The organism is Pantoea sp. GABEPS69, from assembly GCF_045780835.1.
Taxonomy (GTDB): Bacteria; Pseudomonadota; Gammaproteobacteria; order Enterobacterales; family Enterobacteriaceae; genus Pantoea; species Pantoea septica.
Window position 1 is genome coordinate 2,634,635 of the sequence record NZ_CP118618.1, and the last position, 25,695, is coordinate 2,660,329.

Consider the following 25,695-nt stretch of genomic DNA (forward strand, 5'->3'; position numbering starts at 1 on the left):
TATGCTGCGCTCAGACTTGTGCTATTTTGTCACAGGCTCATGAAGAATGAACCTTTCATCCCCTTCTTCCTTTCCAGCTGCTGTTTTTTCGGACAACAAGGAGTTTTTTTGATGTTTTTTGGACTGAAAAAACTGGTGGGCGGTCTGTTGATGCCTTTACCGCTGCTGCTGCTGATGATGGCAGCGGGTATTTTACTGCTTTGGTTTAGCCGCTGGCACAAAAGCGGCAAAATTTTAGTCTCGCTGAGCTGGGCGCTGCTGCTGCTGTTGAGCCTGCAGCCGGTCGCCGATCGTCTGCTGCTGCCGCTGGAGTCGCGCTACCCTACCTGGAACGGCAGCGAGAAGGTCGACTTTATCGTGGTGCTGGGCGGCGGCTACACCTTTAACCCCGACTGGGCGCCGAGTTCGAACCTGATTGGCAACAGTCTGCCGCGCGTCGCCGAAGGCGTGCGCCAGTGGCGACGCAACCCGCAGGCGACGATGATCTTCACCGGCGCCGCCGCCGGACAGAATCCTGTCAGCAACGCGCAGGTCGCCGCCTCGGTCGCGCTAAGCCTGGGCGTGCCGCCAGATCATATTCAGGTGCTGGATCGGCCGAAAGATACCGAACAGGAGGCGCGTGCGGTGCGCGGCGTCGTCGGCCAGCGTTCCTTCCTGCTGGTTACCTCCGCCAATCATATGGCGCGCGCCCTGAATTTCTTTCACGCCGCCGGCTTAACGCCGCTTGCCGCGCCCGCCAATCAGCTGGCGATCGCTTCGCCGCTCAACTGGTGGGAGCGCGCGCTCCCTTCGCCGCTCTGGCTGAGCCACAGCGACCGGGTCGTCTATGAGACGCTGGGACAGGCGTGGCAGTGGCTAAAAGGCGGCGACGCGCCCTCAGCCGAGCCAGGGCAGTAGCTGCGCATGGGCGTAATCGAAGCGCGCGCGGTCGAATTCGCCATACTGCACCAGCCCGTCGATGCAGTCCCACAGCTGATAAAGCCAGCGCCGCCAGAGGAAACCTTCGGAGACCGGCGCACACTGTAGATAGCGCGCCATCAGCGCCTGCTCCGCCGGACTTTCGCCCAGCTGCATCAGCTCATATTCGCGCGGCCCCCATAAAATGGCGCCGGGCTGGGTCATCGCCAGCAGCTGATCGCTGCGCGCGTTTTTGACGATGCTGGTCAGGCGCAGATTGCCATGCAGCATCACGCAGGGATCGTCGAAGTCGCGAAAGAGATGCGCGAGCTGCTCGCGGCTGCGAAACAGCACCTGGCGGTCGGCAGGGGTGAACGCGGGCGGCTGCAGGTAGCTGAGCGTGGACCAGAGCACTTCCACGCGCTGATGGAACCAGGCGGGCCAGCTGTTTTGCTGGGTGCTGTCGACGGTGCCGACCAGGCCATGCCCGCTGATGCGATGCCAGGCGAGCAGCCCTTCCACCACCTCTTCGCACAGCTGCTGCCAGCGCGCGGCGTCGCGGGTCGGCGCCTCGGCAGAGACGCCGTTCAGGCGCGCCATCAGCAGCATTTCATGCGCCGGCGGCTGCTGGCTTAGCACCAGACCATAGACCGCCGGCACGGCGATCAGCCCTTCATGGCCGAGCAGCGCCAGCTTTTTCGCCTCCAGCGCGGCGCGTCCCTGATGGCGGAAATATTTCGCCACCAGCGGCATCGGTTTGTCCTGGCGATCGTAGAGCGCATAGAGCCGCGTCGGCGGCTGTTCGCTGATGGTTTCGAGCCGGCCGACCGTCTCGCCCAGCACCAGCGAGAGTTCAGATTTGAGACTTTCCATGCATCCTCCTCAAGGAAAACATCACACCATCCTGGAGGCCTCAGCGGGCGAAAAAGCAGAAATAGATCAATAAAAGCGTCGGGGATGATTCCCCGACGCCGTCAGCCCTGCAGCGCGGCGCGCACGCGCGCCAGATCTTCCGGCGTATCCACGCCTGTGCCCGGCACGGTTTCCGCGACGGCGACATGGATTTTTTCGCCGTACCAGAGCACGCGAAGCTGCTCCAGCAGTTCGATCCGCTCCAGCGGACAAGGTGCCCAGGAGACGTAGCGACGAATAAAGCCGGCACGATAGGCGTAGATGCCGATATGGCGCAGCAGCGTATCGCCGATCTCCTCGCGGGACGCGGCGTAACGCTCGCGATCCCAGGGAATAGTGGCGCGAGAGAAATAGAGCGCGTAGCCCTGCGCGTCCATTACCACCTTCACTGCGTTAGGGTTAAACGCCTCTTCCGCGTCATGAATCGGCACCGCCAGCGTCGCCATGCCCGCCTGCGCGCCTGCCAGATTCGCCGCCACCTGGCGGACGATTTCCGGCGGGATCAGCGGTTCGTCGCCCTGCACGTTGACGATGATCTCATCGTCGGCGAACCCGCAGGTTTCGATCACCTCAGCCAGCCGCTCCGTGCCAGACTGATGGTCGGCGCGCGTCATGCAGACTTCGCCGCCCGCCGCTTCAACCGCCGTTTTCACATCCGGATGATCGGTGGCGACAATCACGCGGCTGGCGCCAGAGGCGCGCGCGCGCTCCATCACGTGAACGATCATCGGCTTTCCGGCGATATCGACCAGCGGTTTGCCGGGCAGGCGCGTCGAGGCGTAGCGCGCGGGAATAATCGCCGTGAAACTCATGGATGGATCTCTTCCACGGCGAGCGTGCGCGCTTCGTTTTCCAGCAGCACCGGAATGCCGTCGCGTACCGGAAAGGCGAGCGCGTCAGGTTTGCAGATCAGCTCCTGCTGGGCGTTGTTGTAGTAAAGCTTGCCGTTGCACACCGGGCAGGCAACAATTTCGAGTAAGCGGTGATCCATATGTCCTCCATTGCGGACCGATTGCATAAGGCGCTAAGGATACCATAGCGCAGTGTTTCAGCGTGCGCGGAAAGCGGCCGCGAAACTGCGGCGCAGACCGCAAAGCTCAGGAATTGAGCGTCCAGACGCCAGGCCAGTGCGGCCGCAGCGCGGCGGGCATTTGTTCGAACAGCACGCTCTCCGCATCCTGCCAGGCCGCAAAGCGTTCAATCGCCTGGCGAACATCCCTGACGAATGCGGCGGTGACGCGCGCGTCCGACTCCAGCCAAAAATTCTTGATCACCAGCTGCCGCGCCTGCCGCTGCATGCGGGCGTCCAGCCTGGCCTTGATCGCGCCGCGATGCAGCACCGGCAGGACGAAATAGCCATATTTGCGCTTCGCCTCTGGCGTATAGCATTCGATACGATAGTCGAACTGGAACAGCTCCAGCGCGCGCCGCCGATCCCAGACCAGCGGATCAAACGGCGACAGAATGGCGCTGTGCGTGGCGTTAAGCGGCGCGTCGAGCAGCGGCAGCAGATCGCGATGCAGCCACATCTCGCCAAGTCCGGCCACCTCGACCGGCATAATCTCACCCGCCTGCTGCGCTTTTTCCAGGTAAGGCTTCAGCGCTACGCGTTTAAGACGGTAGTAATCCGGCAGCCAGGCGGCGCGAAAAATACCGAGGCTGCGTGCGCTGTTGCGCAGCATTTCCCGCTGCGCGTCCGCTTCGCTGAGGGCGTGCAGCGCATCCTCCCACTCCGGCAGCACGCGCGATCGTAGATCATAGACCCGCTGAAAATTGCGTCGCTCGCTGACCATCAGCTCGCCCGCGCTGAAAAGATTTTCCAGATGCCGCTTGTGCGGCTTCCAGGCCCACCAGCCGGGTTTGTGATCGGCGCCGCTGGCGAAGTCGGCGGCGCGAACCGGCCCCTTATCGGCAATATGCCGCAGCAGATCGGCGATCTCCTGCTGATGATCCTGCATCCACTGGGCGTTATATTTCCAGCCAAGGCGCTCGGGTTCGAGCATGCGGTGGCGCAGCAGCCGGTAATCTTCGCGGGGAATAAAGCAGGCTTCGTGCGCCCAGTATTCAAACAGCTCGCCCTGCGCCAGCGCCTCTTCCAGCCAGCGCGGCGGGTAGCTGCCGAGGCGGCTGAACAGCACCAGATAAGGGCTGCGCGCGACGACGTGGATGGTATCGATTTGCAGCAGCGACATGCGCCGCACCGCCGCGAGCAGATCCGCATAGCGCGCGCGTTTCGACGGCGCGCGCAGCAGACCCTGCGCCGCCAGATGAAGATTTCGTGCCTGTTGAAGCGAAAGCGAAAGCGTTGTGTTCATTCCCTTCCTGCATTCGGCCAGAGGTTAGTCTGCGGCGCTGCCTGTGCGCTGCCGCGCCAGACGTTCAATATCGTCCAGCAGAGGCGCGACGGCGCTGCCGCTCAGCTCAGCTTCGACCGGCAGATACCACCAGTTGGGCTGGGCGAAGCGACGGCACTTAACCGCGTCTTTTTCGGTCATCAGCAGGGTTTGGCCCTTGACCACTAAACCGGTCAATTCCTCCTGACTGTAGGCGTGATGATCGGCGAAGGCGATCTCGGCGACCGGCGTGACGCCATGCTGGTTAAGGGTAGCGAAAAAGCGCGGCGGATGCCCTATGCCGGCCATCGCCACCACATTTTCCAGCGCGGAAAGCGGCACGCGCTGCTGCGTATGCAGGTTGACCGCATCACCAGGCCGCAGCGCCATCGCGATTTCACTCGCCTCCGCGTGGCCGCCGTTAACAATTACCGCGTCCACCTGCCGCAGACGCGAAGCGCGCTCGCGCATCGGTCCGGCCGGCAGCCACCACCCGTTGCCGAAGCGGCGGACGCCGTCGACCACCACAATTTCGCGATCGCGCCGCAGCGCGTAGTGCTGCAGGCCATCATCGGTAATGATGAGATCGAGGGGGTGACTGGCGAGCAGCGCTTCAACCGCGGCGCGGCGCTTCGGCGCCACCGCGACCGGCGCGCCGGTGCGCTGGGCGATCAGCACAGGTTCGTCGCCCGCCTGCTCCGTCGGCGTATCGGCGTCGACCAGCAGCGGATAGCGCTCCGCTTTGCCGCCGTAGCCGCGCGAAACCACACCGACGCGAAGGCCGCGGCGCTGTAACGCCTGCACTAGACAGATCGCGACCGGCGTTTTACCGTTGCCGCCGGCGGTGAGATTGCCGACCACCACCACCGGAACCGGCGCGCGCCAGCTTTTGCGCCAGCCGCGCTGATAGCTAAGACGAATCAGAGAGGAGACCGCGCCGTAAATCAGGCTAAGCGGCCACAGCAGCAGCCACAGCGGCGAGCGTCCACTCCAGATACGCTCGATCATTGCCCAAACTGCATCTTATGCAGCTGCGCGTAGGCGCCCCGCTGAGCCAGCAGATCGGCATGGGTGCCGCGCTCGACGATACGGCCATCCTCTACCACCACGATTTCATCGGCTTTCTCGATGGTCGACAGGCGGTGAGCGATAACCAGCGAGGTACGGTTTTTCTGCAGCTCGTCCAGCGCCGACTGGATTGCGCGTTCCGACTCGGTATCGAGCGCAGAGGTCGCTTCATCCAGGATCAAAATCGGGCAGTCGCGCAGCAGCGCGCGCGCAATGGCGATACGCTGGCGCTGGCCGCCGGAGAGCAGCACGCCATTTTCGCCGATCACCGTATCCAGCCCGTTATCCATCTTGTTGATGAAGTCCATGGCATGCGCCATGGTCGCGGCGCGCTCGATCTCGGCGCGGCTATACTGCTCGCTGCGCGCATAGGCGATATTGTTGGCGATGGTGTCGTTGAACAGATGAACATTCTGCGAGACCAGCGCGACCTGATTACGCAGCGAACGCAGCGTGTATTCGCGCAGGTCATGACCGTCCAGCAGGATTTCGCCCTGCTGAATGTCGTAAAAGCGCGTCAGAAGGCTGGCCAGCGTCGACTTGCCTGAGCCGGAGCGCCCTACCAGCGCCACGGTTTTGCCTTCCGGCAGCGCCAGGTTGATGTCGCGCAGCGCTGGCATATCGCGGCCAGGATAGGTAAAGGTGACATTGCGGAACTCAACGTCGCCTTTGGCGCGCTCAATTTCGCGCGTGCCGGTATCGACTTCCTGCTCGCTGTCGAGGATAGAGAAAAGCGTCTGGCACGCCGCCATACCGCGCTGGAACTGCGCGTTGACGTTAGTCAGGGATTTTAGCGGACGCATCAGCGCGATCATCGACGAGAAGACCACGGTAATGGTGCCTGCGGTCAGCGTATCCATAACGCTGGGAAAGCTGGCGGCATAAAGCACAAACGCCAGCGCCAGCGAGGCGATCAGCTGGATCACCGGATCGGAGATGGATGAGGCCGATACCAGCTTCATGCCCTGCTGACGCATGCGGTTGCTGACGCGGGCAAAACGCTCTGACTCCACTTCCTGACCGCCGAAAATCAGCACTTCTTTGTGCCCTTTCAGCATCTGCTCGGCGCTGGTGGTGACCTGCCCCATGGTGTTCTGCATGGTTTTGCTGATGCTGCGAAAGCGCTTAGAGACCGAGCGAATTGCCAGAGAGACCACGGGAGCCAGAACAATCAGGATGAGCGACAGCTGCCAGCTGTAGTAGAACATCATGATAAACAGGCCGATAATCGACGCGCCCTCGCGCACTACGGTAACCAGTGCGCTGGATGAGGAAGAGGCGACCTGCTCGGAGTCGTAGGTAATGCGCGACAGCAGCGTGCCTGTTGACTGCTGGTCGAAGAACGAGACCGGCATGCCCATCATATGGCTGAAGAGGCGACGGCGCATATTCATCACGACGTTGCCGGAAACCCAGGAGATGCAGTAGCTGGAAATATAGCTGGTGACGCCGCGGATCAGCATCAGCCCGATAACGGCCAACGGCATCCAGATCAACACCGACTTATCCGCTTTACCAAACCCATCATCCAGTAAAGGCTTCAACAGGGAGAGCATGAGCGTGTCGCCCGCGGCGTTAATTATCAGGGCCACAGCGGCCACGCATAAACCCGCTTTATGGGGCGCGATCATCGGCCAGAGTCGACGAAATGTCTGCCACGTTGAGAGATCTTTATCTTGATGCATTATTTATTCACGCTGTTTGAAATAGCCGCTCATTCTACCTGGATTCCCGTTTGACGCCAAACCACTGATGGTACCAACGGGGCAAAATTTGCTCTCTCAGGCCAGAAACCGCGGTTTTACGCCCGGCGACGGTAAGGGTTATCTGGCCCGACTGAGCGGTGTCGTACCAGGCGAAGCCCGCGCGGCGGTAGTTTTCCAGCACGCTGTTGACCGGCATACGCCAGGCGTTGTAGCGCGCCATCGAGGCGATAGCGATACGTCCGCCTACGTTGCGCAGCAGTAGCGGCGTTGAGGAAGTGCGGCTGCCGTGGTGCGGAACCTGGATGATATCGGCTCCAAGCCCGCTTTTTTCCAGCGCCACCAGCTGCCGCTCCGCCGGTGCCTCCAGATCGCCCATCAGCAGCAGACGCGTAACGCCGTCATCTACGCTAAGCACGCAGGAGTCGTTATTGTTGCTGACCGCCGAGCGCGCGGGCGGCCACAGCGCTTCGATATTCAAGACTCCCCAGCGCCAGCGTACGCCGCGCATGCAGGGCCGATGAGCGGCATCGAGCGTGGCGCTGCGTATCGGCACTTCGGGCCAGCGCTGTGTTATCGCGTTCAGCCCGCCGCTGTGATCGAGATGGCGGTGGCTGAGCACTACCATCTGAAGGCGCAGCCGTTTGCGCGCCAGCCAGGGAATAACGTGGCGCGTGCCGGCGTCGCCGTTTTCCCAGGCGGGTCCGGTATCATAGAGCATCGCCTCTCTTCCCTGGCGGATAACCACGCTTAGTCCCTGCCCGACGTCCAGCATATCGATATGCCACCCCGGCTCGTCGCGTGGCCAGCGCCAGACCAGCAGCGCCATAATGACGGCTGCGCAGCTGACCGGCGCCGCGTAAAACAGCGCGCAGCGCCAGACAATCAGCCCGCCCCACAGCAGCAGCGCCAGCGTCCCGGCGTCATAGAACGCCCACCACCCCGCGGGCAACGCCTTGAGCGCAGCCATCAGCCAGACGACGGAGAGGTCCGCCAGCCGCCACAGCGCGACGCAGATCGCGCTGACCGGCATCAGCATCGCCAGCAGGATAAGCGGCACGCTGATAAAAGAGATGACTGGTATCGCCAGCATATTCGCCGCCAGCGCCGAGAGACTGATGCCTTCAAATAGCATCACCTGCAGCGGCGCCATCAGCAACATCATGCCGAGCTGCAGGTGCAGCAGTTGGACCGGCAGCCAGCGCCATCCGCGTCGACAGCGCGCCGGTAAAGGAAACCAGTGGTACCAGGTCAGTAAAAAGGCAACCGCCAGCGCCGAGAGCCAGAAACTTTCCGAGAGCACGTTAAGGGGATCGAACAGCAGAAGCCCGCTGACGCACAGACTCCAGACCTGCCAGCCGCTGAGCTGCACGCCTTTGATACGAAAGATAAGCCACAGCGTCAGGGCGATCAGCGCGCGCTGGGCGGGCGCGTGACTACCGGAGAGCCAGGTATAAAGCGCCGCCAGCAGCCAGCTCGTCAGCAGCGGGAACAGATAGCCGATAAGGCGCGCCGGTAGCGCCAGCTGGACCGCGCGCGCCATAAGCCAGCCGCTGCTGGCGGCCAGCGCGATATGCATGCCTGAAATCGCCATCAGATGCGCCGTGCCGGTTTCCCGCAGCAGCTGACGCAGCGCGTCGCTCATTTCCGCCCGCTCCCCGAACGCGAGCGCCTCGACAACGGCGCGCTGCTCCAGCGCATTTATCGTCGGCAGATCGCGCAGGATGCGTTGCCAGCGCCAGCTGCAGGTCAGGGATTCAGGCCATTGCTGCTGAATACGGCCTCGCAATCCCATATGATTCGCCAGCGCGAAACGCTGCGCGTCAAACTCCCCCTCATTGAGCCGGGCATGCACAGGCCGCAGGCTGAGCTGCATCGACCAGCGCTGCCCAAGGCACCAGACCTGCTCGCTCTCTCCGAACGACAGCCAGGCGAAACGCGGCGGAAACAGATAGCGCCCTTCTCGCTTTAGCAGCTGTACCTTAATTTGCCGCCTGTCTTGCTGTACCTCATCGATGCGCACGCTGTAGGTGGCGGGCGCGGCGCTGGCGGTTTCTATCGCGGTGACGGCTGAGCGCGCAGCTCCCAGCATCCAGCCGCACAGCAGCAGCGCGATTGCCGCCATGCGTAGCCAGGCCGACTGCGTCCACAGCAGCAGTATGCCGGCGCAGGCGACTGCCGCGATGCCTGCTGCTGATGGAAGCCGGTGAAGAAACAGCAGCGGCAGCGCGGCGAGAATAGCGATTCTGGCAATTAGCGTCGCTGTCATCTTGCTCTCGTTCCGGTTTAACACGCGGAGAGTATGCAGATAATGCGGCGCGCGGTCAGGCGCAGACTGGCGCGCTTCAGCGCGGCCTCGCAAAAAAAGAGGAAGATTTTAGTGCTATTGCAGAGAGTGTCAGCCAGTCTCGCAGAGAAACGGCGGGCAAAAAAAAACGACATCCTGAGATGTCGTTTCTGCGTTCGGTTACGGCTTAACCGTAAATGTTTGCACGGTCTCGCAGCTCTTTGCCCGGCTTAAAGTGGGGAACGTATTTACCTTCCAGTTCCACTTTGTCGCCCGTTTTCGGGTTACGACCCGTACGCGGTGCGCGGTAATGCAAAGAAAAGCTGCCGAATCCCCGGATTTCAATGCGTTCGCCCTGGGCCAGCGTAGTGGCCATGTGCTCCAGCATCTCTTTTACAGCATCCTCAACGACTTTCGCCGGAATATGAGTTTGCTGGCCAGCAAGTCTTTCAATCAGTTCTGACTTGGTCATGTAACCTCCGGTTAATCCTTGTGGGAAAGGTATGACAGCTTGCTACCGTAACCGGGCAGATTTCCCTGCCCGGTTGCTTCAGGTCGATTACTCGCCTTTAGCTGCTTTGAACGCTTCAGCCATAGCATTGGAGAAATTGCTTTCTTCCTGCTTGTTGTTCACAGTCGCGATGGCATCTTTCTCGTCAGCTTCGTCTTTCGCACGGACAGACAGGCTAACAACGCGGTTTTTACGATCAACGCCGGTGAATTTAGCTTCAACATCGTCGCCAACATTCAGAACCAGAGTTGCGTCTTCAACGCGGTCACGTGAAGCTTCAGAAGCGCGCAGGTAACCTTCAACGCCGTCTGCCAGTTCAACTGTAGCACCTTTAGCGTCAACTGCCGTTACTTTACCAGTAACGATGGCGCCTTTCTTGTTCAGGGTGATGTAGTTGTTGAACGGATCTTCAGCCAGCTGTTTCACGCCCAGAGAGATGCGCTCACGCTCTGCGTCAACCTGCAGTACAACGGCAGCGATTTCGTCGCCTTTTTTGTACTCACGAACGGCTTCTTCGCCAGTCGCGTTCCAGGAGATGTCAGACAGGTGAACCAAGCCGTCGATGCCGCCGTCCAGGCCGATGAAGATACCGAAGTCAGTGATTGACTTGATTTTACCTTCAACGCGATCGCCCTTGTTATGGGTCTCAGCAAACTGCTGCCATGGGTTGGCTTTGCACTGCTTCAGGCCCAGGGAGATACGACGACGCTCTTCGTCGATGTCCAGAACCATAACTTCAACCACGTCGCCCACGTTAACAACTTTAGACGGGTGGATGTTTTTGTTGGTCCAGTCCATTTCAGAAACGTGTACCAGACCTTCAACGCCTTCTTCGATTTCTACGAAGCAGCCGTAATCAGTCAGGTTGGTCACACGACCGGTCAGGCGAGTGCCTTCCGGGTAGCGCTTAGCGATAGCCACCCACGGATCTTCGCCCAGCTGTTTCAGGCCCAGAGATACACGGGTACGCTCGCGGTCGAACTTCAGCACTTTAACAGTGATTTCGTCGCCCACGTTGACGATTTCGCTCGGATGCTTAACGCGTTTCCACGCCATGTCGGTGATGTGCAGCAGGCCGTCGACGCCGCCCAGATCAACGAATGCGCCGTAGTCAGTGAGGTTCTTAACGATACCTTTGACTTCCATGCCTTCCTGCAGGTTTTCCAGCAGCTGATCGCGCTCAGCGCTGTTCTCAGATTCGATAACCGCGCGGCGAGAAACCACGACGTTGTTACGCTTCTGATCAAGCTTGATTACTTTGAATTCAAGCTCTTTGCCTTCCAGGTGCAGCGTGTCGCGTACCGGACGCACGTCAACCAGTGAACCTGGCAGGAACGCACGAATACCGTTCAGCTCAACTGTGAAGCCACCTTTAACTTTGCCGTTGATAACACCGGTAACAGTTTCAGCGTCTTCGTAAGCTTTTTCCAGCGTGATCCAGGCTTCATGACGTTTAGCTTTCTCACGGGACAGCAGGGTTTCACCGAAGCCGTCTTCCACTGCATCCAGGGCAACGTCAACTTCGTCACCAACCTGAATTTCCAGTTCGCCGGCTGCGTTCTTGAACTGCTCTGCCGGAATGGCAGACTCAGATTTCAGACCCGCATCAACCAGAACGACGTCTTTGTCGATAGAGACAACAACGCCACGAACGATGGAACCCGGGCGGGTTTCGATTTCTTTCAGGGACTCTTCAAAGAGTTGAGCAAAAGATTCAGTCATATTGATAATCTTAGGATTCTTCAATTTAACGTCCACCTGACGTCATTGTCGGATGGGGTTGTTTCACATGCCCTGCGCGCTTTCCCTGGCACAGGGTTACTGCAATTCTGTTTGGCCGAAAAGATTAAATGCCCAGCTTTGTGCGGGCATATTCCAGCGCCTGATCAATGACTTGTTCGATGGATAACTGCGTAGAATCCAGAACCAGCGCATCGGCGGCGGGGACTAAAGGCGCAATGGCGCGGTTACGATCGCGGTCATCACGTTCTTTTATCTCGGCTAAAAGGCGATCAAAGTTAACACTAAAGCCGCTTTCCTGCAACTGTAGCATACGGCGCTGGGCGCGCTCTTCCGGGCTGGCATCAAGGAAAATTTTTACCGGTGCGTCAGGGAAAACCACCGTTCCCATATCGCGGCCGTCGGCAATTAAGCCGGGCTCGTCGCGAAAGGCGCGCTGGCGGCGCAGCAGCGCTTCGCGCACGCGGGGAAAAGCGGCGACGCGCGACGCGGTGTTGCTGACCTCCTGCGTGCGGATTTCGCCGGTGACCTCTTCGCCCTCAAGGATTACCCGCAGTTCGCCCTCTTGCGAGACGAAACGCACGTCCAGATGGGCCGCCAGCGGCACCAGCGCCTCTTCGGCTTCAATATCCACCTGATGGTGCAGCGCAGCCAGCGCCAGAACGCGATAAATGGCGCCGGAGTCGAGCAGATGCCACTGCAGCGCCTCCGCCATCGCTTTGCACAACGTGCCTTTGCCTGCGCCGCTAGGTCCGTCGACAGTTATAACCGGGGCAGTTGCCGTCATTATTCTCTCCTGTTGCTGCGCGAAATAGTCCAGCCTTCAGGCTGTTCAGAACAGGAAGCATTATACGCGGCCCAGGCTAATGTCGTTACCTTTTAGCGGAGACATCGCTATAAATTGCAGCAGATTCAGAACATATCTTGGTCAGTGAGGCCAGAGGCAGTGAGAATGCCGGAGAGACTCGCTCTCCGGCACGGTGAAAATCAGGCGTTCTGGCTGATTTTGGCCAGCTGCTGAAAATAGTCGGGGAACGTTTTTGCGGTACAGCCGGGATCGAGAATAGTCACGGGCGTATCGGAGAGCGCCACCAGCGAGAAGCACATCGCCATCCGGTGATCGTTATAGGTGCCGATCTCCGCGTGACGCAGTTTTTCCGGCGGAGTGATGCGGATAAAATCATGCCCCTCTTCCACTTCCGCGCCCACTTTACGCAGCTCGGTCGCCATCGCGGCCAGGCGATCGGTCTCTTTAACGCGCCAGTTATAGATGTTGCGCAGCAGCGTTGGGCCTTTAGCGAACAGCGCCGCCGTGGCGATGGTCATCGCGGCGTCGGGAATATGGTTCATATCCATATCGATGCCGTTAAGCTCGCCGGCGGTACAGGCGATATAGTCGCTGCCCCACTCAACGGTTGCGCCCATTTTTTCCAGCACGTCGGCAAAGCGGATATCGCCCTGCACGCTGTCGCGGCCGATGCCGGTGACGCGCACGGTTCCGCCTTTAATGGCGGCGGCGGCCAGAAAATAGGAGGCGGAAGAGGCGTCGCCCTCCACCAGATAGTCGCCTGGCGACTGATACTGCTGTCGGCCTTTAATGATAAAGCGCTGGTATTGCTGGTTTTCGACCTCGACGCCGAAGCAGCGCATCAGATGCAGCGTAATATCGATATAGGGTTTGGAGACCAGCTCGCCTTTAATGGCGATGCGGGTATCACGCTCCGCCAGCGGCGCGGTCATCAGCAGCGCGGTCAGGAACTGGCTGGAGACGCTGCCATCCACGCTGACGTCGCCGCCGGTGAAGCCGCCTTTCAGGCGCAGCGGCGGGTAGTCGCTGTTCTCCAGATACTCAATCTGCGCACCGCCCTGACGCAGCGCGTCGACCAGATGCCCGATTGGACGCTCTTTCATGCGCGGTTCGCCGGTCAGAACGATATCCTGCTCGCCGAGACAGAGCGCCGCCGCCAGCGGCCGCATCGCCGTACCTGCGTTGCCAAGAAAAAGCTCCAGCGGCTGAGAGGCGCGCAGCGCCCCTGCCTGTCCCACCACGTCGCACTGCGTGCGGTCGGCGGACAGGGTAAAATCGACGCCCAACGCTTTAAGCGCGTTCAGCATATGTTTAACGTCATCGCTGTCCAGCAGGTTCGTCAGACGCGTGGTGCCTTTCGCCAGCGCAGCCAGCAGCAGCGCGCGGTTAGAAACGCTTTTTGAACCCGGCAGGTTAACGGTGCCGTCAACGCGTGCAATCGGTTGTAAGGTCAGGGAGTCCTGCATGTGAAACCAAATCTCCAGAAAAGGACAAAACCCCGCCGCGAGACGGGGTCTGAAGTCGGCGCTAGCGCCGACGCTACAGCTTAGGCTTAACCGTGGCGACGTGCGAAGTCGGCCATAAAGTCGGTCAGCGCTTTGACGCCTTCCAGCGGCATCGCATTGTAGATCGATGCGCGCATGCCGCCTACCACGCGGTGACCTTTCAGAGCGTGCAGGCCCGCGTTGAACGACTCTTCCAGGAAAAGTTTGTCCAGCGCGGCGTCCGCCAGCTGGAAAGGCACGTTCATGCGCGAACGGTTTTCCGTCGCGACGTCGTTGCGGTAAAACGGGTTGCTATCGATCAGGCCGTAGAGCAGATCGGCTTTCGCCTGATTGACTTTGTCGATTTCGCTGACGCCGCCTTTCTCTTTCAGCCACTTAAATACCAGGCCAGAGAGATACCAGGCGAAGGTCGGCGGCGTGTTGAACATAGAGTCGTTCTCCGCCAGCACCTGATAGTCGAGAATAGAGGGAACGGACTGACGGGCTTTGCCCAGCAGATCGTCGCGCACGATGACGATGGTCAACCCGGCCGGGCCGATATTCTTCTGCGCGCCGGCGTAAATCACGCCGTAATGGTTGATGTCCAGCGGCCGCGACAGAATGGTAGAAGAGAGATCGGCGACGACGATTTTGTCGCCGAAGTCGGGCTGTTCGTCGATAGCGATGCCGTCGATGGTTTCGTTCGGGCAATAGTGCACGTAAGCGGCGTCGCTGCTCAGCGCCCACTGGCTCATCGGCAGGATAGCGCGCTTGCCGTCACGGGTAGTTTTGACGTCCAGGGTGCGCGGCGTGCAATACTTTTCCGCTTCCTTTATGGCGCTGTGCGCCCAGTAGCCGCCGTCGACATAATCCGCCGTGGTCGCCTCGCCCAGCAGGTTGCCCGGCACCGCAGCGAACTGCGCGCGCGCGCCGCCGTGGCAGAATAAAACTTTGTAGTTAGCCGGGATTTTCAGAAGATCGCGTAGGTCCTGCTCCGCCTCTTCCGCTACTTTGAGAAACTCTTTGCTGCGATGGCTGATCTCCATAACGGAGGTCCCCAGACCGTGCCAGTTTGTCAGTTCTTGTTCTGCACGACGGAGCACTTCAACCGGCAGCATCGCTGGACCGGAACTAAAATTATAAATCTGCGTCATTTCCCCTCACCACGGTTATCCAGAACGGTTATGAATTGCTTACCGGTTTTATCACTGCCTTATAGCGCCTGCAATGATAAATCAGGAAGGGATCACATTTTCTGAATCTGCCGCGCCGCAGCTTATGTTACAAATGCAACGCAGCGCGAAATTTTGTGAGGCGGCTCGATCAGGGAGAAAAGCGAGCCCTTCTGCCACGCCGCTTTCAGGATAATGGCAGGTAGAAATTTATCTCGTCTTCATAGCGCCACGGCGGCAAAGTCCGTATCATTGCGCGCTTTACGCCCACTATATATGAGAGAGCGGTCCCATGACGCAAACGTTTATTCCCGGTAAAGACGCAGCACTGGAAGACTCCATCGCGCGCTTCCAGCAAAAGCTGACCGACCTTGGCTTTAATATTGAAGAAGCCTCCTGGCTTAATCCGGTTCCCCACGTCTGGTCCGTGCATATTCGCGACCGCGATTGTCCGCTCTGCTTTACCAACGGCAAAGGCGCCAGCAAGAAAGCCGCATTGGCGTCGGCGCTGGGCGAATATTTCGAGCGTCTCTCGACTAACTACTTCTTCGCCGACTTCTGGCTGGGCAAATCGATCGCTAACGGCGATTTCGTTCACTACCCGGACGAAAAATGGTTCCCGATCCCGGCGGACGGTTCGCTGCCGGAAGGCATTCTGGATGCACGCCTGCGCGCCTTTTACGATCCTGACGACGCGCTGACCGCGCCGGAGCTGGTGGATTTGCAGTCCGGCAACGCCGAGCGCGGCATCTGCGGCCTGCCGTTTACCCGTCAGTCCGACCAGCAGACGGTCTATATCCCGATGAACATCATCGGCAACCTCTACGTCTCCAACGGCATGTCGGCGGGCAATACCGCCAACGAAGCGCGCGTGCAGGGGCTTTCCGAGGTGTTTGAGCGCTATATCAAAAATCGCATTATCGCCGAAGCGATCAGCCTGCCGACCATTCCCGAGAGCGTGATGCAGCGCTATCCTGGCGTGGTGGAGGCGATTGCACGCCTCGAAGCGGAAGGCTTCCCGATTTTCGCCTACGACGCCTCGCTGGGCGGCAAATATCCGGTGATCTGCGTGGTGCTGTTCAACCCGCAAAACGGCACCTGTTTCGCCTCTTTCGGCGCGCATCCCGATTTCGGCGTCGCCCTTGAGCGTACCGTTACCGAACTGCTACAGGGCCGCAGCCTGAAAGATCTCGACGTCTTTACGCCGCCGACCTTCGACGATGAAGAAGTTGCCGAGCATGCCAACCTCGAGACGCACTTTATCGACTCCAGCGGCCTTATCTCCTGGGATCTGTTCAAAGAGAAAGCGGACTACCCCTTTGTCGACTGGTCGTTCAGCGGCACGACCCAGGAAGAGTTCGCCACCCTGATGGCGATCTTCCGTGAGGAAGATCAGGAAGTCTATATTGCGGATTACGATCATCTGGGCGTCTACGCCTGCCGTATTATCGTGCCGGGCATGTCCGATATCTATCCGGCGGAAGATTTGGTGCTGGCGAACAACAATATGGGCGCGGGCCTGCGCGACACGCTGCTGGCGCTGCCTGCCAGCAACTGGAATCCGGAAGAGTATCTCGACCTGATCGCCCAGCTGGATGAGGAAGGCCATGACGACTTTACCCGCGTGCGCGAACTGCTGGGCCTGGCGAGCGGCAAGGACAACGGCTGGTACACGCTGCGCATCGGCGAGCTGAAGGCGATGCTGGCGCTGGCCGGCGGCGACCTGGATCAGGCGCTGATCTGGACCGAATGGACCATGGAGTTCAACGGTTCGATCTTTTCGCCGGAACGCGCCAACTACTACCGCTGCCTGCAGACGCTGCTGCTGCTGGCGATGGAAGATGAGCGCGACCCGCTGCAGTATCATCACGCCTTCACGCGCATGTACGGCGCGGAGGCGCTGGAAGCGGCGTCGGCGGCCATCAGCGGCGAAGCCCCCTTCTACGGTCTGCAGGCCGTCGACGACGATCTCAAAGCCTTCCCGGCGCACCAGGCGCTGCTGCAGGCTTATGAAAAACTTCAGGCGGCAAAGCGTCTTTACTGGAAAAAGTAATTAACATATCCAGTCGCAAAAGGCTGAGTTGAATAGCTATGGCGTCAATATTATTGACGCCATTTTTTTATCATGGGCACTATCTTTCATTATTTCTAATCGATTATCGCTCTATTTTTTTAACACTTCTGACTGACTTTACGACATTCATTAACAATATGCGTCGCTGGCCACCGCTAAGCTTTAAAATAAAATTGTAAAGTTTAAAAATTATTTATTTATTTAAATTCAATTAATTGCGTAAAATTTACCGTTTCCTGCTTCGTTCCACCCCGCTGTCTTCTGGTCAAATATGATCCAGATCAAATCCTGTCCTATACTCCTTTGTTAGTATTTTTCCAGACATCTTTTGGAGAGCGTTAGTGTGAAAGCTGACAACCCTTTTAATCTGTTATTACCGGCCGCAATGGCCAAAGTGGCGGAAGATGCTGGAGTTTATAAAGCCACTAAACATCCCTTAACCACTTTTTTCCTTGCCATTACCGCCGGCGTTTTTATTTCCATCGCGTTTGTTTTTTATATCACTGCGACCACCGGCACCGCAGGCATGCCTTATGGCGTGGCGAAGCTTATCGGCGGCATCTGCTTCTCGCTGGGGCTGATTCTGGTGGTGGTATGCGGCGCCGATCTCTTTACTTCCACCGTGCTGATTGTCGTCGCGAAAGCGAGCGGACGCATTACCTGGGGCCAGCTGGCGCGCAACTGGATCAACGTCTATTTCGGCAACCTCGTCGGCGCGCTGTTTTTCGTCGCCCTGATCTGGTTCGCCGGCGAGCATATGACGGCGAACGGCACATGGGGTTTGAATGTGCTGCAAACCGCCGATCATAAAATGCATCACAGCTTTATTGAAGCCGTCTGCCTGGGCACGCTGGCGAACCTGATGGTCTGCCTGGCGGTCTGGATGAGCTATTCCGGCCATAGCCTGACGGATAAAACCCTGGCGATGATTCTGCCGGTCGCCATGTTCGTTGCCAGCGGCTTCGAACACAGCATCGCCAATATGTTCCTTATTCCGTTAGCGATCGTCATTCGCGATTTTTCTGGCCCGGCTTTCTGGCAAGCCGCCGGCGCCAGCGCCGATCAGTTTCAGGCGCTTACGCCCGTCAACTTTATTATCGACAACCTGATTCCGGTCACGCTCGGCAACATCATCGGCGGCGGTCTGCTGGTTGGGTTGACCTACTGGGTGATCTATTTACGCAACGGTTCTACCGCACATTAATGATTCTGACCGACGCCGCGTAGCTGGCGGCGCCAACGTAACGTCTTCTTAGATAAGGCAGGTATATCATGACCGATCTGAATACAAAACAGGCTGCGGCCTGGGAAGGGTTCGCCGAGGGCGAATGGCAGAACAGCGTCAACGTTCGCGATTTTATTCAAAGGAACTACACGCCGTATGAGGGCGATGAGTCCTTCCTTGCAGGCGCGACCGAAGCGACCACTAAACTGTGGAACGACGTGCTGGAAGGTATCAAAATTGAAAACCGCACCCATGCCCCCGTCGATTTCGACACCGATCTCGCCTCGACCATTACCGCGCACGACGCCGGCTATATCAATAAATCGCTGGAAAAAATCGTCGGCTTGCAGACTGAAGCTCCGCTGAAACGCGCCATTATCCCGTTCGGCGGCATCAAAATGGTGGAAGGCTCCTGTAAGGTTTACGGCCGTGAGCTGGACCCTACGCTGAAAAAAATCTTCACCGAATACCGTAAAACCCATAACCAGGGCGTGTTCGACGTCTATACCCAGGACATCCTGCGCTGCCGTAAATCGGGCGTGCTGACCGGTCTGCCGGACGCCTACGGCCGCGGCCGCATTATCGGCGACTATCGCCGCGTTGCTCTCTACGGCATCGACTTCCTGATGCAGGACAAGCTGGCCCAGTTCCATTCGCTGCAGAACGATCTGGAAAACGGCGTTAACCTGGAAGCCACCATCCGTCTGCGCGAAGAGATCGCCGAACAGCATCGCGCGCTGGCCCAGATCAAAGAGATGGCCGCCAAATATGGCTGCGATATCTCTGGTCCGGCGACCAACGCGCAGGAAGCGGTACAGTGGACCTACTTCGGCTATCTCGCCGCGGTGAAATCGCAGAACGGCGCCGCGATGTCCTTCGGCCGCGTGTCTACCTTCCTGGACATCTATATCGAACGCGATATGCAGGCAGGTAAACTCACCGAAGAGCAGGCGCAGGAGCTGATTGACCATCTGGTAATGAAGCTGCGTATGGTGCGCTTCCTGCGTACGCCAGAATATGACGAACTCTTCTCCGGCGACCCGATCTGGGCAACGGAATCGCTGGCGGGCATGGGCGTCGACGGTCGTACGCTGGTTACGAAAAGCACCTTCCGTTTCCTGAATACCCTTTACACCATGGGTCCATCTCCGGAACCAAACATGACCATTCTGTGGTCAGAAAAACTGCCGGTGAACTTCAAGAAATATGCCGCTAAAGTCTCCATCGATACCTCGTCTCTGCAGTATGAGAATGACGACCTGATGCGTCCAGACTTTAACAATGACGACTACGCCATCGCCTGCTGCGTCAGCCCAATGATTGTCGGCAAACAGATGCAGTTCTTCGGCGCGCGCGCCAACCTGGCGAAAACCCTGCTGTACGCAATCAACGGCGGCATGGATGAAAAAATGAAAATGCAGGTAGGCCCGAAAGAGGCGCCTGTAATGGACGACGTGCTCGATTTCGATACCGTTATGGCGCGTATGGACCACTTCATGGACTGGCTGGCGAAACAGTATGTGACCGCGCTGAACATCATCCACTACATGCATGATAAGTACAGCTACGAAGCTTCGCTGATGGCACTGCACGATCGCGATGTCTATCGCACCATGGCCTGCGGTATCGCCGGTCTGTCAGTGGCTGCCGATTCGCTCTCTGCAATCAAATACGCCAAAGTGAAACCGGTCCGCGACGAAGACGGCCTGGCGGTCGACTTTGAAATCGAAGGCGAATATCCGCAGTTTGGTAATAACGATCCGCGCGTCGATGACCTGGCCTGCGACCTGGTTGAACGTTTCATGAAAAAAATTCAGAAACTCACCACCTACCGCAACGCCGTACCGACGCAGTCTGTGCTGACCATTACCTCTAACGTGGTTTACGGTAAGAAAACCGGTAATACACCGGATGGTCGTCGCGCTGGCGCGCCTTTCGGTCCAGGCGCCAACCCGATGCACGGCCGCGATCAGAAAGGCGCCGTCGCCTCGCTGACCTCCGTGGCTAAACTGCCCTTCGCCTACGCGAAAGATGGTATCTCCTATACCTTCTCTATCGTGCCGAACGCGCTGGGTAAAGACGACAACGTGCGTAAAGCTAACCTTGCTGGCCTGATGGATGGTTACTTCCATCATGAAGCGAGCATTGAAGGCGGCCAGCACCTTAACGTGAACGTGATGAACCGCGAGATGCTGCTGGATGCGATGGAACATCCGGAAAACTATCCGCAGCTGACCATCCGCGTTTCTGGCTATGCCGTCCGCTTTAACTCGCTGACGAAAGAGCAGCAGCAGGATGTGATTACTCGTACCTTCACTAACTCGCTGTAAGCCTGATGTTCTAAGCTGTAAAAAGGCTCCTTCGGGAGCCTTTTCTCCAAGGCCCGTTTTGTCTGCGCTCTCACGGCAGAAATCAGTCAAAACCGACTTTATCATCGAGCACAACAGAGATTGTGCGCCTGCTACAGGCTAACCTGGAGAAACATCGCAATGTCTTGCAACGGTCGTATCCACTCATTCGAATCCTGCGGGACGGTTGACGGTCCCGGCATCCGTTTTATCACCTTCTTTCAGGGCTGCCTGATGCGCTGCCTCTATTGCCATAACCGCGATACCTGGGATACGCACGGCGGAAAAGAGGTCACCGTTGAAGAGCTGATGAAAGATGTGCTTTCCTATCGCCACTTTATGAACGCCTCTGGCGGCGGCGTTACCGCCTCCGGCGGCGAAGCGATTTTACAGGCTGAGTTCGTGCGCGACTGGTTCCGCGCCTGTAAGGCGGAAGGCATTCACACTTGTCTGGACACCAACGGCTTTGTGCGCCGCTACGATCCGGTCATCGACGAACTGCTGGAAGTCACCGATCTGGTGATGCTCGATCTCAAGCAGGTGAACGATGACGTCCATCAGATTCTGGTCGGCGTCTCTAACCATCGCACGCTCGACTTCGCCCGCTATCTGCAGAAGAAAGGCAAGCGCACCTGGATCCGTTATGTGGTCGTGCCTGGCTATTCCGACGACGACGATTCGGCGCACCGGCTTGGCGAGTTCACGCGGGATATGGATAACGTCGAGAAGATTGAGCTGCTGCCCTACCACGAGCTCGGCAAGCATAAATGGATTGCAATGGGCGAAGAGTACAAGCTAGACGGCGTGAAGCCGCCGACGAAAGAGACCATGGAGCGGGTGAAAAACATTCTCGCTGGCTACGGTCATCATGTTATGTATTAACGAAAAGGGAGCCCAGGGCTCCCTTTTCGTTGTCGTACGTGCTTAAGGCGACTGTGCGATGATATCAGGCGTGCGCCACCGGCGTCGCCTGCTGATCGGCTTTACGCAGCAGCATCATCAGATAGACCAGTGCCACGCCGGCGATCATCACAAACAGAATGCGATCGGAATAGCTCTGCATCAGCACCGCCGTCATGCTGGGACCCGCCAGGCTGCCGATGGTGTAGCTCAGCAGCAGCGCCTGATTCATCGCTACCAGCTCATGATGCGCCACGGTCTCGCAAGCCCATGACATCGCCACCGGATAGAGCGTAAAACCGGCCAGTCCCAGCACAAAGAGCGCCGGCGCCATCGCGGCGTTGCTCAGCATGGCAATCGCGCCCAGAATCACGACGAACACCTGAACGCGCAGCACCAGCAGACGGCCGAAACGATCCGCCAGGCGGCCCACCGGCCACTGTCCCACAATGCCGGCGCTGACCAGCAGCGCCATCCAGTAGCCGACGTTCGCGTCGCTCATGCCCTGATGCGAGAGATAGAGCGGCATCAGACCATAAAGCGATCCCAGCACGATGCCGGAAATAATGCAGCCGTTAATCCCGAGCCGTGAGCTACGACGACGCAGCATCGGCCAGATTTTGCCCGGCGCGGCGTCGGTCGCTTCACCGGCGGCGGTGACCTTCACGAACACCAGCGGCAGAATGGCGCAGATCATCAGCGCGGTCAGCCAGGGAATTACGCTGAACAGCTCGGTCGAGACTTTGCTTACCAGCAGCTGGCCTGCCACGGTGCCCAGATAGTAGACAATCATATAGGCGGCCAGCAGCTGGCCGCGATTGCGTACCGTGCCGCTGCAAAGCAGCGCGCTCTCTACCACCACCCAAATCAATGCGCAGCCGACGCCGGCGCCGAAGCGCAGCAGCGACCAGGCCCAGAAACCGTCCATCATTAATAAACCGGCGGTCGCAGCGGCAAACACCGCAGTGGCCAGATAGTAGCTGCGGTTAAAACCGTAATGCTTGATCAGCCAGCCGGCCACCAGCGTACCCGCCAGATTGCCGGTATAGAAAGAGGAACTCACCACGCCTACCTGCCAGGTAGCCAGCGCATCGTGAGTCAGCCACAGCGGAACCAGCGTATTGAGCACAGCAATTGCAACCGTCAGCAAAAGCAGGCCGCAAAGCAGCAGCACCACGGGACGTGACCAGGTGGACATAGGAATAAAAACCAAAGAAGAGAGAGGAAGTTGCGCGCAGTTTGCCACTGGCTAATTTAAAGGAAAAGCACAAAAAAAAGGCGCAGCACATTTTGCTGCAAGATAATTTAATTTATTAATCTTCAGTAGGTTATAGAAGTATCAAACGAGACGGGATTTATTGCTATCTCAATGAAAAACAGGCTTTTTAAGCGCGACGCTGCCGCGCATGTCGATAACGTTTATTTCTGATAAATTTTTGCCGTGCACGAGCTTTGAAGATAAAAAAACCCGGACAGGTCCGGGTTTTTTGCTTAATGCGCGTATCAGCCGATAAACTCGACGCCGTTCATATAGGGGCGCAATACTTCCGGCACCTGGATACGGCCGTCAGCCTGCTGATAGTTCTCCAGCACCGCTACCAGCGTACGGCCCACCGCCAGGCCAGAGCCGTTCAGGGTGTGCACCAGACGCGGCTTCTTGTCGGTTTTGCTGCGGCAGCGCGCCTGCATGCGACGCGCCTGGAAATCCCACATATTGGAGCAGGAGGAGATTTCACGATAGGTATTCTGCGCCGGCAGCCAGACTTCCAGATCGTACGTTTTGGCAGAGCCGAAGCCCATGTCGCCGGTGCAGAGCAGCACTTTGCGGTACGGCAGGTTCAACAGCTGCAGCACTTTCTCTGCGTGGCCCACCAGCTCTTCCAGCGCATCCATCGAGGTTTCCGGCGCGACGATCTGCACCATCTCGACCTTGTCGAACTGATGCATGCGGATCAGGCCGCGCGTGTCGCGACCGTAAGAGCCCGCCTCAGAGCGGAAGCAAGGGGTATGCGCGGTCAGTTTGATCGGCAGACTCTCCTCTTCCACGATCTCGTCGCGCACCAGATTGGTCAGCGGCACTTCTGCGGTCGGGATCAGCGCATAGTTGCTGCTCTCTGACTCCTCTTCCAGCGGTCGGGTATGGAACAGATCTTCGCCAAACTTCGGCAACTGACCGGTACCGTACAGGGTCGCATGGTTGACCAGATAAGGCACGTAGGTTTCCAGATAGCCGTGCTGCTCAGTGTGCAGGTCGATCATAAACTGGCTCAGAGCGCGATGCAGACGGGCAATCTGTCCCTGCATCACTACAAAGCGCGAGCCGGTCAGCTTCACCGCAGAGGCGAAGTCGAGGCCTTTCGCCATCTCGCCCAGTTCAACGTGATCTTTCGCCGGGAAATCAAACTGGCGCGGCTCGCCCCAGCGGCTGACTTCCTGGTTCTCGCTGTCATCTTTGCCCAGCGGCACTTCGTCCGCCGGCAGGTTAGGCAGCGCCATCGTGAAATCACGAATTTCGTTTTGCAGGGCATCCAGTTCCGCTTTGGCCGCGTCCAGGCGTTCGCCCAGCGCGTTCACTTCCTGACGCAGCGGCTCGATATCTTCCCCACGTGCTTTGGCCTGACCGATGGATTTGGATCGGGAGTTACGCTCGGCCTGCAGATTTTCCGTTTCTACCTGCAGGACTTTACGGCGCTCTTCTAAGGAGCGCAGCGTTTCCACATCCAGTTTAAATCCTCGGCGTGCCAGTTTTTCTGCGACTGCGTCTGGCTCATTACGCAGCAGATTGGGATCGAGCATGCTTATCCTGTGTAATAAAAGGTTGAAAAGAGGGATGCATTCCCGCTGGAATGCATTGAAATCCTTGCTCACCTTACCGTAACGCCTGTTTTAGCGGTAGCGTTTTGTCGGGCTATTTTGATCCTGTTCAGCCAGCCAGGCGAGCTTTTCGCCAATTTTGCCTTCGAGGCCGCGCTGAGTCGGTGTGTAGTAGCGCGTCTGCGCCATTTCAGGCGGAAAATAGACCTCGCCTGCCGCATAGGCATGCGCTTCGTCATGGGCGTAACGGTACTCTTTGCCCAGGCCCATCTCTTTCATCAGCCGGGTCGGCGCGTTGCGCAGGTGCTCCGGCACGTCATAGTCGGGATGCTCGCGCGCATCGCGCATCGCCGCTTTAAAGGCGTTGTAGACGGCGTTGCTTTTTGGCGCGCAGGCAAGATAGACGATCGCCTGAGCGATAGCGCGCTCCCCTTCAGCAGGCCCAACGCGGGTAAAGCAGTCCCAGGCGGCGATCGCCACCTGCATACCGCGCGGATCGGCGTTGCCGACATCTTCCGAGGCGATCGCCAGCAGGCGTCGCGCGACATAGAGCGGATCGCCGCCGGCGGTGATAATGCGCGCGTACCAGTAAAGCGCCGCATCCGGCGCTGAGCCGCGTACCGATTTGTGCAGCGCCGAAATCAGGTCGTAAAAGCGATCGCCTTTATTGTCGAAGCGTGCGGCGCGCTCGCCGGACACTTCGGTCAGCAGCTGCGGCGTCAGCTCGCGTTTGCCCTGCGCGTTGAGCTCCGCCATATCCGCCATCATTTCCAGCGTATTAAGCGCGCGGCGCGCATCGCCGCTGACCAGTTCGGCGATCATGCGTCGCGTATTGTCGGGCAGAAGAATATCGCTGTCGCCGTAGCCGCGCGTTTTGTCCTGCATCGCCTGATCGAGCACCTGCTCGATATCTTCCGTGGTCAGCGATTTCAGCAGATAGACGCGTGCGCGGGAGAGCAGCGCTGAGTTGAGTTCAAACGAGGGGTTTTCGGTCGTGGCGCCGATAAAAGTAATGGTGCCGTCTTCGATATGCGGCAAAAACGCATCCTGCTGACTTTTATTGAAGCGATGCACCTCGTCGACGAACAGGATGGTGCGGCGGCCGACCTGACGGCTATGGCGCGCCCGCTCGATCGCCTCGCGGATCTCTTTGACGCCCGAAGTGACGGCGGAGATACGCTCGACGTCGGCATTGCCGTAGCGCGCGATAATCTCCGCCAGCGTGGTTTTACCTGTACCCGGCGGTCCCCAAAGAATCATCGAGTGCAGATGGCCAGCCTCGATTGCGCGCGGCAAAGGCTTGCCGGGCGCCAGCAGATGCTGCTGCCCGATATACTGCTTAAGCGTTTCGGGGCGCATACGCGCCGCTAGCGGCTTAAAATCTTCAGAGGAAAAATCCAGAGACAGATTACCCACGCT

20 protein-coding genes are annotated in these 25,695 nt (G+C 58.6%); 5 read left to right on the plus strand and 15 right to left on the minus strand.

Annotated elements, in window-relative coordinates; all coding sequences use genetic code 11:
- Window positions 1-111 precede the first annotated feature (111 nt).
- Window positions 112-897, plus strand: coding sequence for an envelope biogenesis factor ElyC (gene elyC, locus PVE98_RS12945; RefSeq protein ID WP_096072886.1), 786 nt, complete (start codon window positions 112-114; stop codon window positions 895-897).
- Here the strand turns inward: elyC and PVE98_RS12950 are convergent.
- The 12 genes from PVE98_RS12950 to serC all read right to left on the minus strand — a co-directional run bounded on the left by PVE98_RS12950 (window position 877) and on the right by serC (window position 14,897).
- Entirely contained in the window at window positions 877-1,770 is an 894-nt protein-coding gene (locus tag PVE98_RS12950; protein ID WP_033751261.1) for a fructosamine kinase family protein, read from the minus strand. The genes elyC and PVE98_RS12950 overlap by 21 nt on opposite strands.
- 101 nt (window positions 1,771-1,871) lie before the next feature.
- Complete coding sequence (gene kdsB / locus PVE98_RS12955) at window positions 1,872-2,621, minus strand: 3-deoxy-manno-octulosonate cytidylyltransferase (RefSeq protein ID WP_033751263.1); 750 nt, start codon at window positions 2,619-2,621, stop codon at window positions 1,872-1,874.
- Window positions 2,618-2,800: a Trm112 family protein gene (locus PVE98_RS12960; RefSeq protein WP_033751266.1), complete on the minus strand. Its 183-nt coding sequence runs from the start codon at window positions 2,798-2,800 to the stop codon at window positions 2,618-2,620. The genes kdsB and PVE98_RS12960 overlap by 4 nt, the downstream gene beginning before the upstream one ends.
- Window positions 2,801-2,906: 106 nt before the next feature.
- Window positions 2,907-4,124, minus strand: coding sequence for a winged helix-turn-helix domain-containing protein (locus PVE98_RS12965; RefSeq protein ID WP_096072885.1), 1,218 nt, complete (start codon window positions 4,122-4,124; stop codon window positions 2,907-2,909).
- Window positions 4,125-4,148: 24 nt separating this feature from the next.
- Complete coding sequence (gene lpxK, locus PVE98_RS12970; protein WP_096072884.1) at window positions 4,149-5,150, minus strand: tetraacyldisaccharide 4'-kinase; 1,002 nt, start codon at window positions 5,148-5,150, stop codon at window positions 4,149-4,151.
- Window positions 5,147-6,895, minus strand: coding sequence for a lipid A ABC transporter ATP-binding protein/permease MsbA (gene msbA, locus PVE98_RS12975; protein WP_096072883.1), 1,749 nt, complete (start codon window positions 6,893-6,895; stop codon window positions 5,147-5,149). Before msbA ends, lpxK begins: the two co-directional genes overlap by 4 nt.
- Window positions 6,896-6,929: 34 nt before the next feature.
- Window positions 6,930-9,182 (minus strand): DNA internalization-related competence protein ComEC/Rec2, encoded by a 2,253-nt coding sequence (locus tag PVE98_RS12980; RefSeq protein ID WP_096072882.1) that lies wholly within the window; start codon window positions 9,180-9,182, stop codon window positions 6,930-6,932.
- Between the two features lie 205 nt (window positions 9,183-9,387).
- Window positions 9,388-9,672, minus strand: coding sequence for an integration host factor subunit beta (ihfB, locus tag PVE98_RS12985; RefSeq protein ID WP_033751281.1), 285 nt, complete (start codon window positions 9,670-9,672; stop codon window positions 9,388-9,390).
- Window positions 9,673-9,759: 87 nt separating this feature from the next.
- Entirely contained in the window at window positions 9,760-11,433 is a 1,674-nt protein-coding gene (gene rpsA, locus PVE98_RS12990) for a 30S ribosomal protein S1 (RefSeq protein WP_048784670.1), read from the minus strand.
- Between the two features lie 124 nt (window positions 11,434-11,557).
- Window positions 11,558-12,238, minus strand: coding sequence for a (d)CMP kinase (gene cmk, locus PVE98_RS12995; protein ID WP_033751286.1), 681 nt, complete (start codon window positions 12,236-12,238; stop codon window positions 11,558-11,560).
- A 200-nt stretch (window positions 12,239-12,438) separates the two neighbouring features.
- A complete protein-coding gene (gene aroA / locus PVE98_RS13000) occupies window positions 12,439-13,725 on the minus strand; it encodes a 3-phosphoshikimate 1-carboxyvinyltransferase (RefSeq protein ID WP_096072881.1) in 1,287 nt (428 codons plus the stop codon).
- Window positions 13,726-13,811: 86 nt separating this feature from the next.
- Window positions 13,812-14,897 carry a 3-phosphoserine/phosphohydroxythreonine transaminase gene (gene serC, locus PVE98_RS13005; RefSeq protein WP_096072880.1) on the minus strand — a complete coding sequence of 362 codons (1,086 nt, stop codon included), beginning with the start codon at window positions 14,895-14,897 and terminating at the stop codon, window positions 13,812-13,814.
- A gap of 310 nt (window positions 14,898-15,207) precedes the next feature.
- Between serC and ycaO the strand changes: the two genes are divergently transcribed.
- From ycaO to pflA, 4 genes are all read left to right on the plus strand, one after another.
- Window positions 15,208-16,968, plus strand: coding sequence for a 30S ribosomal protein S12 methylthiotransferase accessory factor YcaO (gene ycaO, locus PVE98_RS13010; RefSeq protein WP_033751294.1), 1,761 nt, complete (start codon window positions 15,208-15,210; stop codon window positions 16,966-16,968).
- A gap of 364 nt (window positions 16,969-17,332) precedes the next feature.
- Entirely contained in the window at window positions 17,333-18,193 is an 861-nt protein-coding gene (focA, locus tag PVE98_RS13015) for a formate transporter FocA (RefSeq protein ID WP_096072879.1), read from the plus strand.
- Between the two features lie 68 nt (window positions 18,194-18,261).
- Window positions 18,262-20,544 (plus strand): formate C-acetyltransferase, encoded by a 2,283-nt coding sequence (gene pflB, locus PVE98_RS13020; RefSeq protein WP_033751297.1) that lies wholly within the window; start codon window positions 18,262-18,264, stop codon window positions 20,542-20,544.
- A gap of 159 nt (window positions 20,545-20,703) precedes the next feature.
- Window positions 20,704-21,444, plus strand: a complete 741-nt coding sequence (pflA, locus tag PVE98_RS13025) for a pyruvate formate lyase 1-activating protein (protein WP_033751298.1) — start codon at window positions 20,704-20,706, stop codon at window positions 21,442-21,444.
- 64 nt (window positions 21,445-21,508) lie between these two features.
- Here pflA and PVE98_RS13030 read toward each other — a convergent pair whose 3' ends face one another.
- The 3 genes from PVE98_RS13030 to PVE98_RS13040 form a co-directional block, all read right to left on the minus strand.
- Window positions 21,509-22,660, minus strand: a complete 1,152-nt coding sequence (locus tag PVE98_RS13030) for an MFS transporter (protein ID WP_033751924.1) — start codon at window positions 22,658-22,660, stop codon at window positions 21,509-21,511.
- Window positions 22,661-22,965: 305 nt separating this feature from the next.
- Complete coding sequence (gene serS / locus PVE98_RS13035; protein WP_096072878.1) at window positions 22,966-24,258, minus strand: serine--tRNA ligase; 1,293 nt, start codon at window positions 24,256-24,258, stop codon at window positions 22,966-22,968.
- A 90-nt stretch (window positions 24,259-24,348) separates the two neighbouring features.
- Window positions 24,349-25,692: a replication-associated recombination protein A gene (locus tag PVE98_RS13040; protein ID WP_033751927.1), complete on the minus strand. Its 1,344-nt coding sequence runs from the start codon at window positions 25,690-25,692 to the stop codon at window positions 24,349-24,351.
- Window positions 25,693-25,695 lie beyond the last annotated feature (3 nt).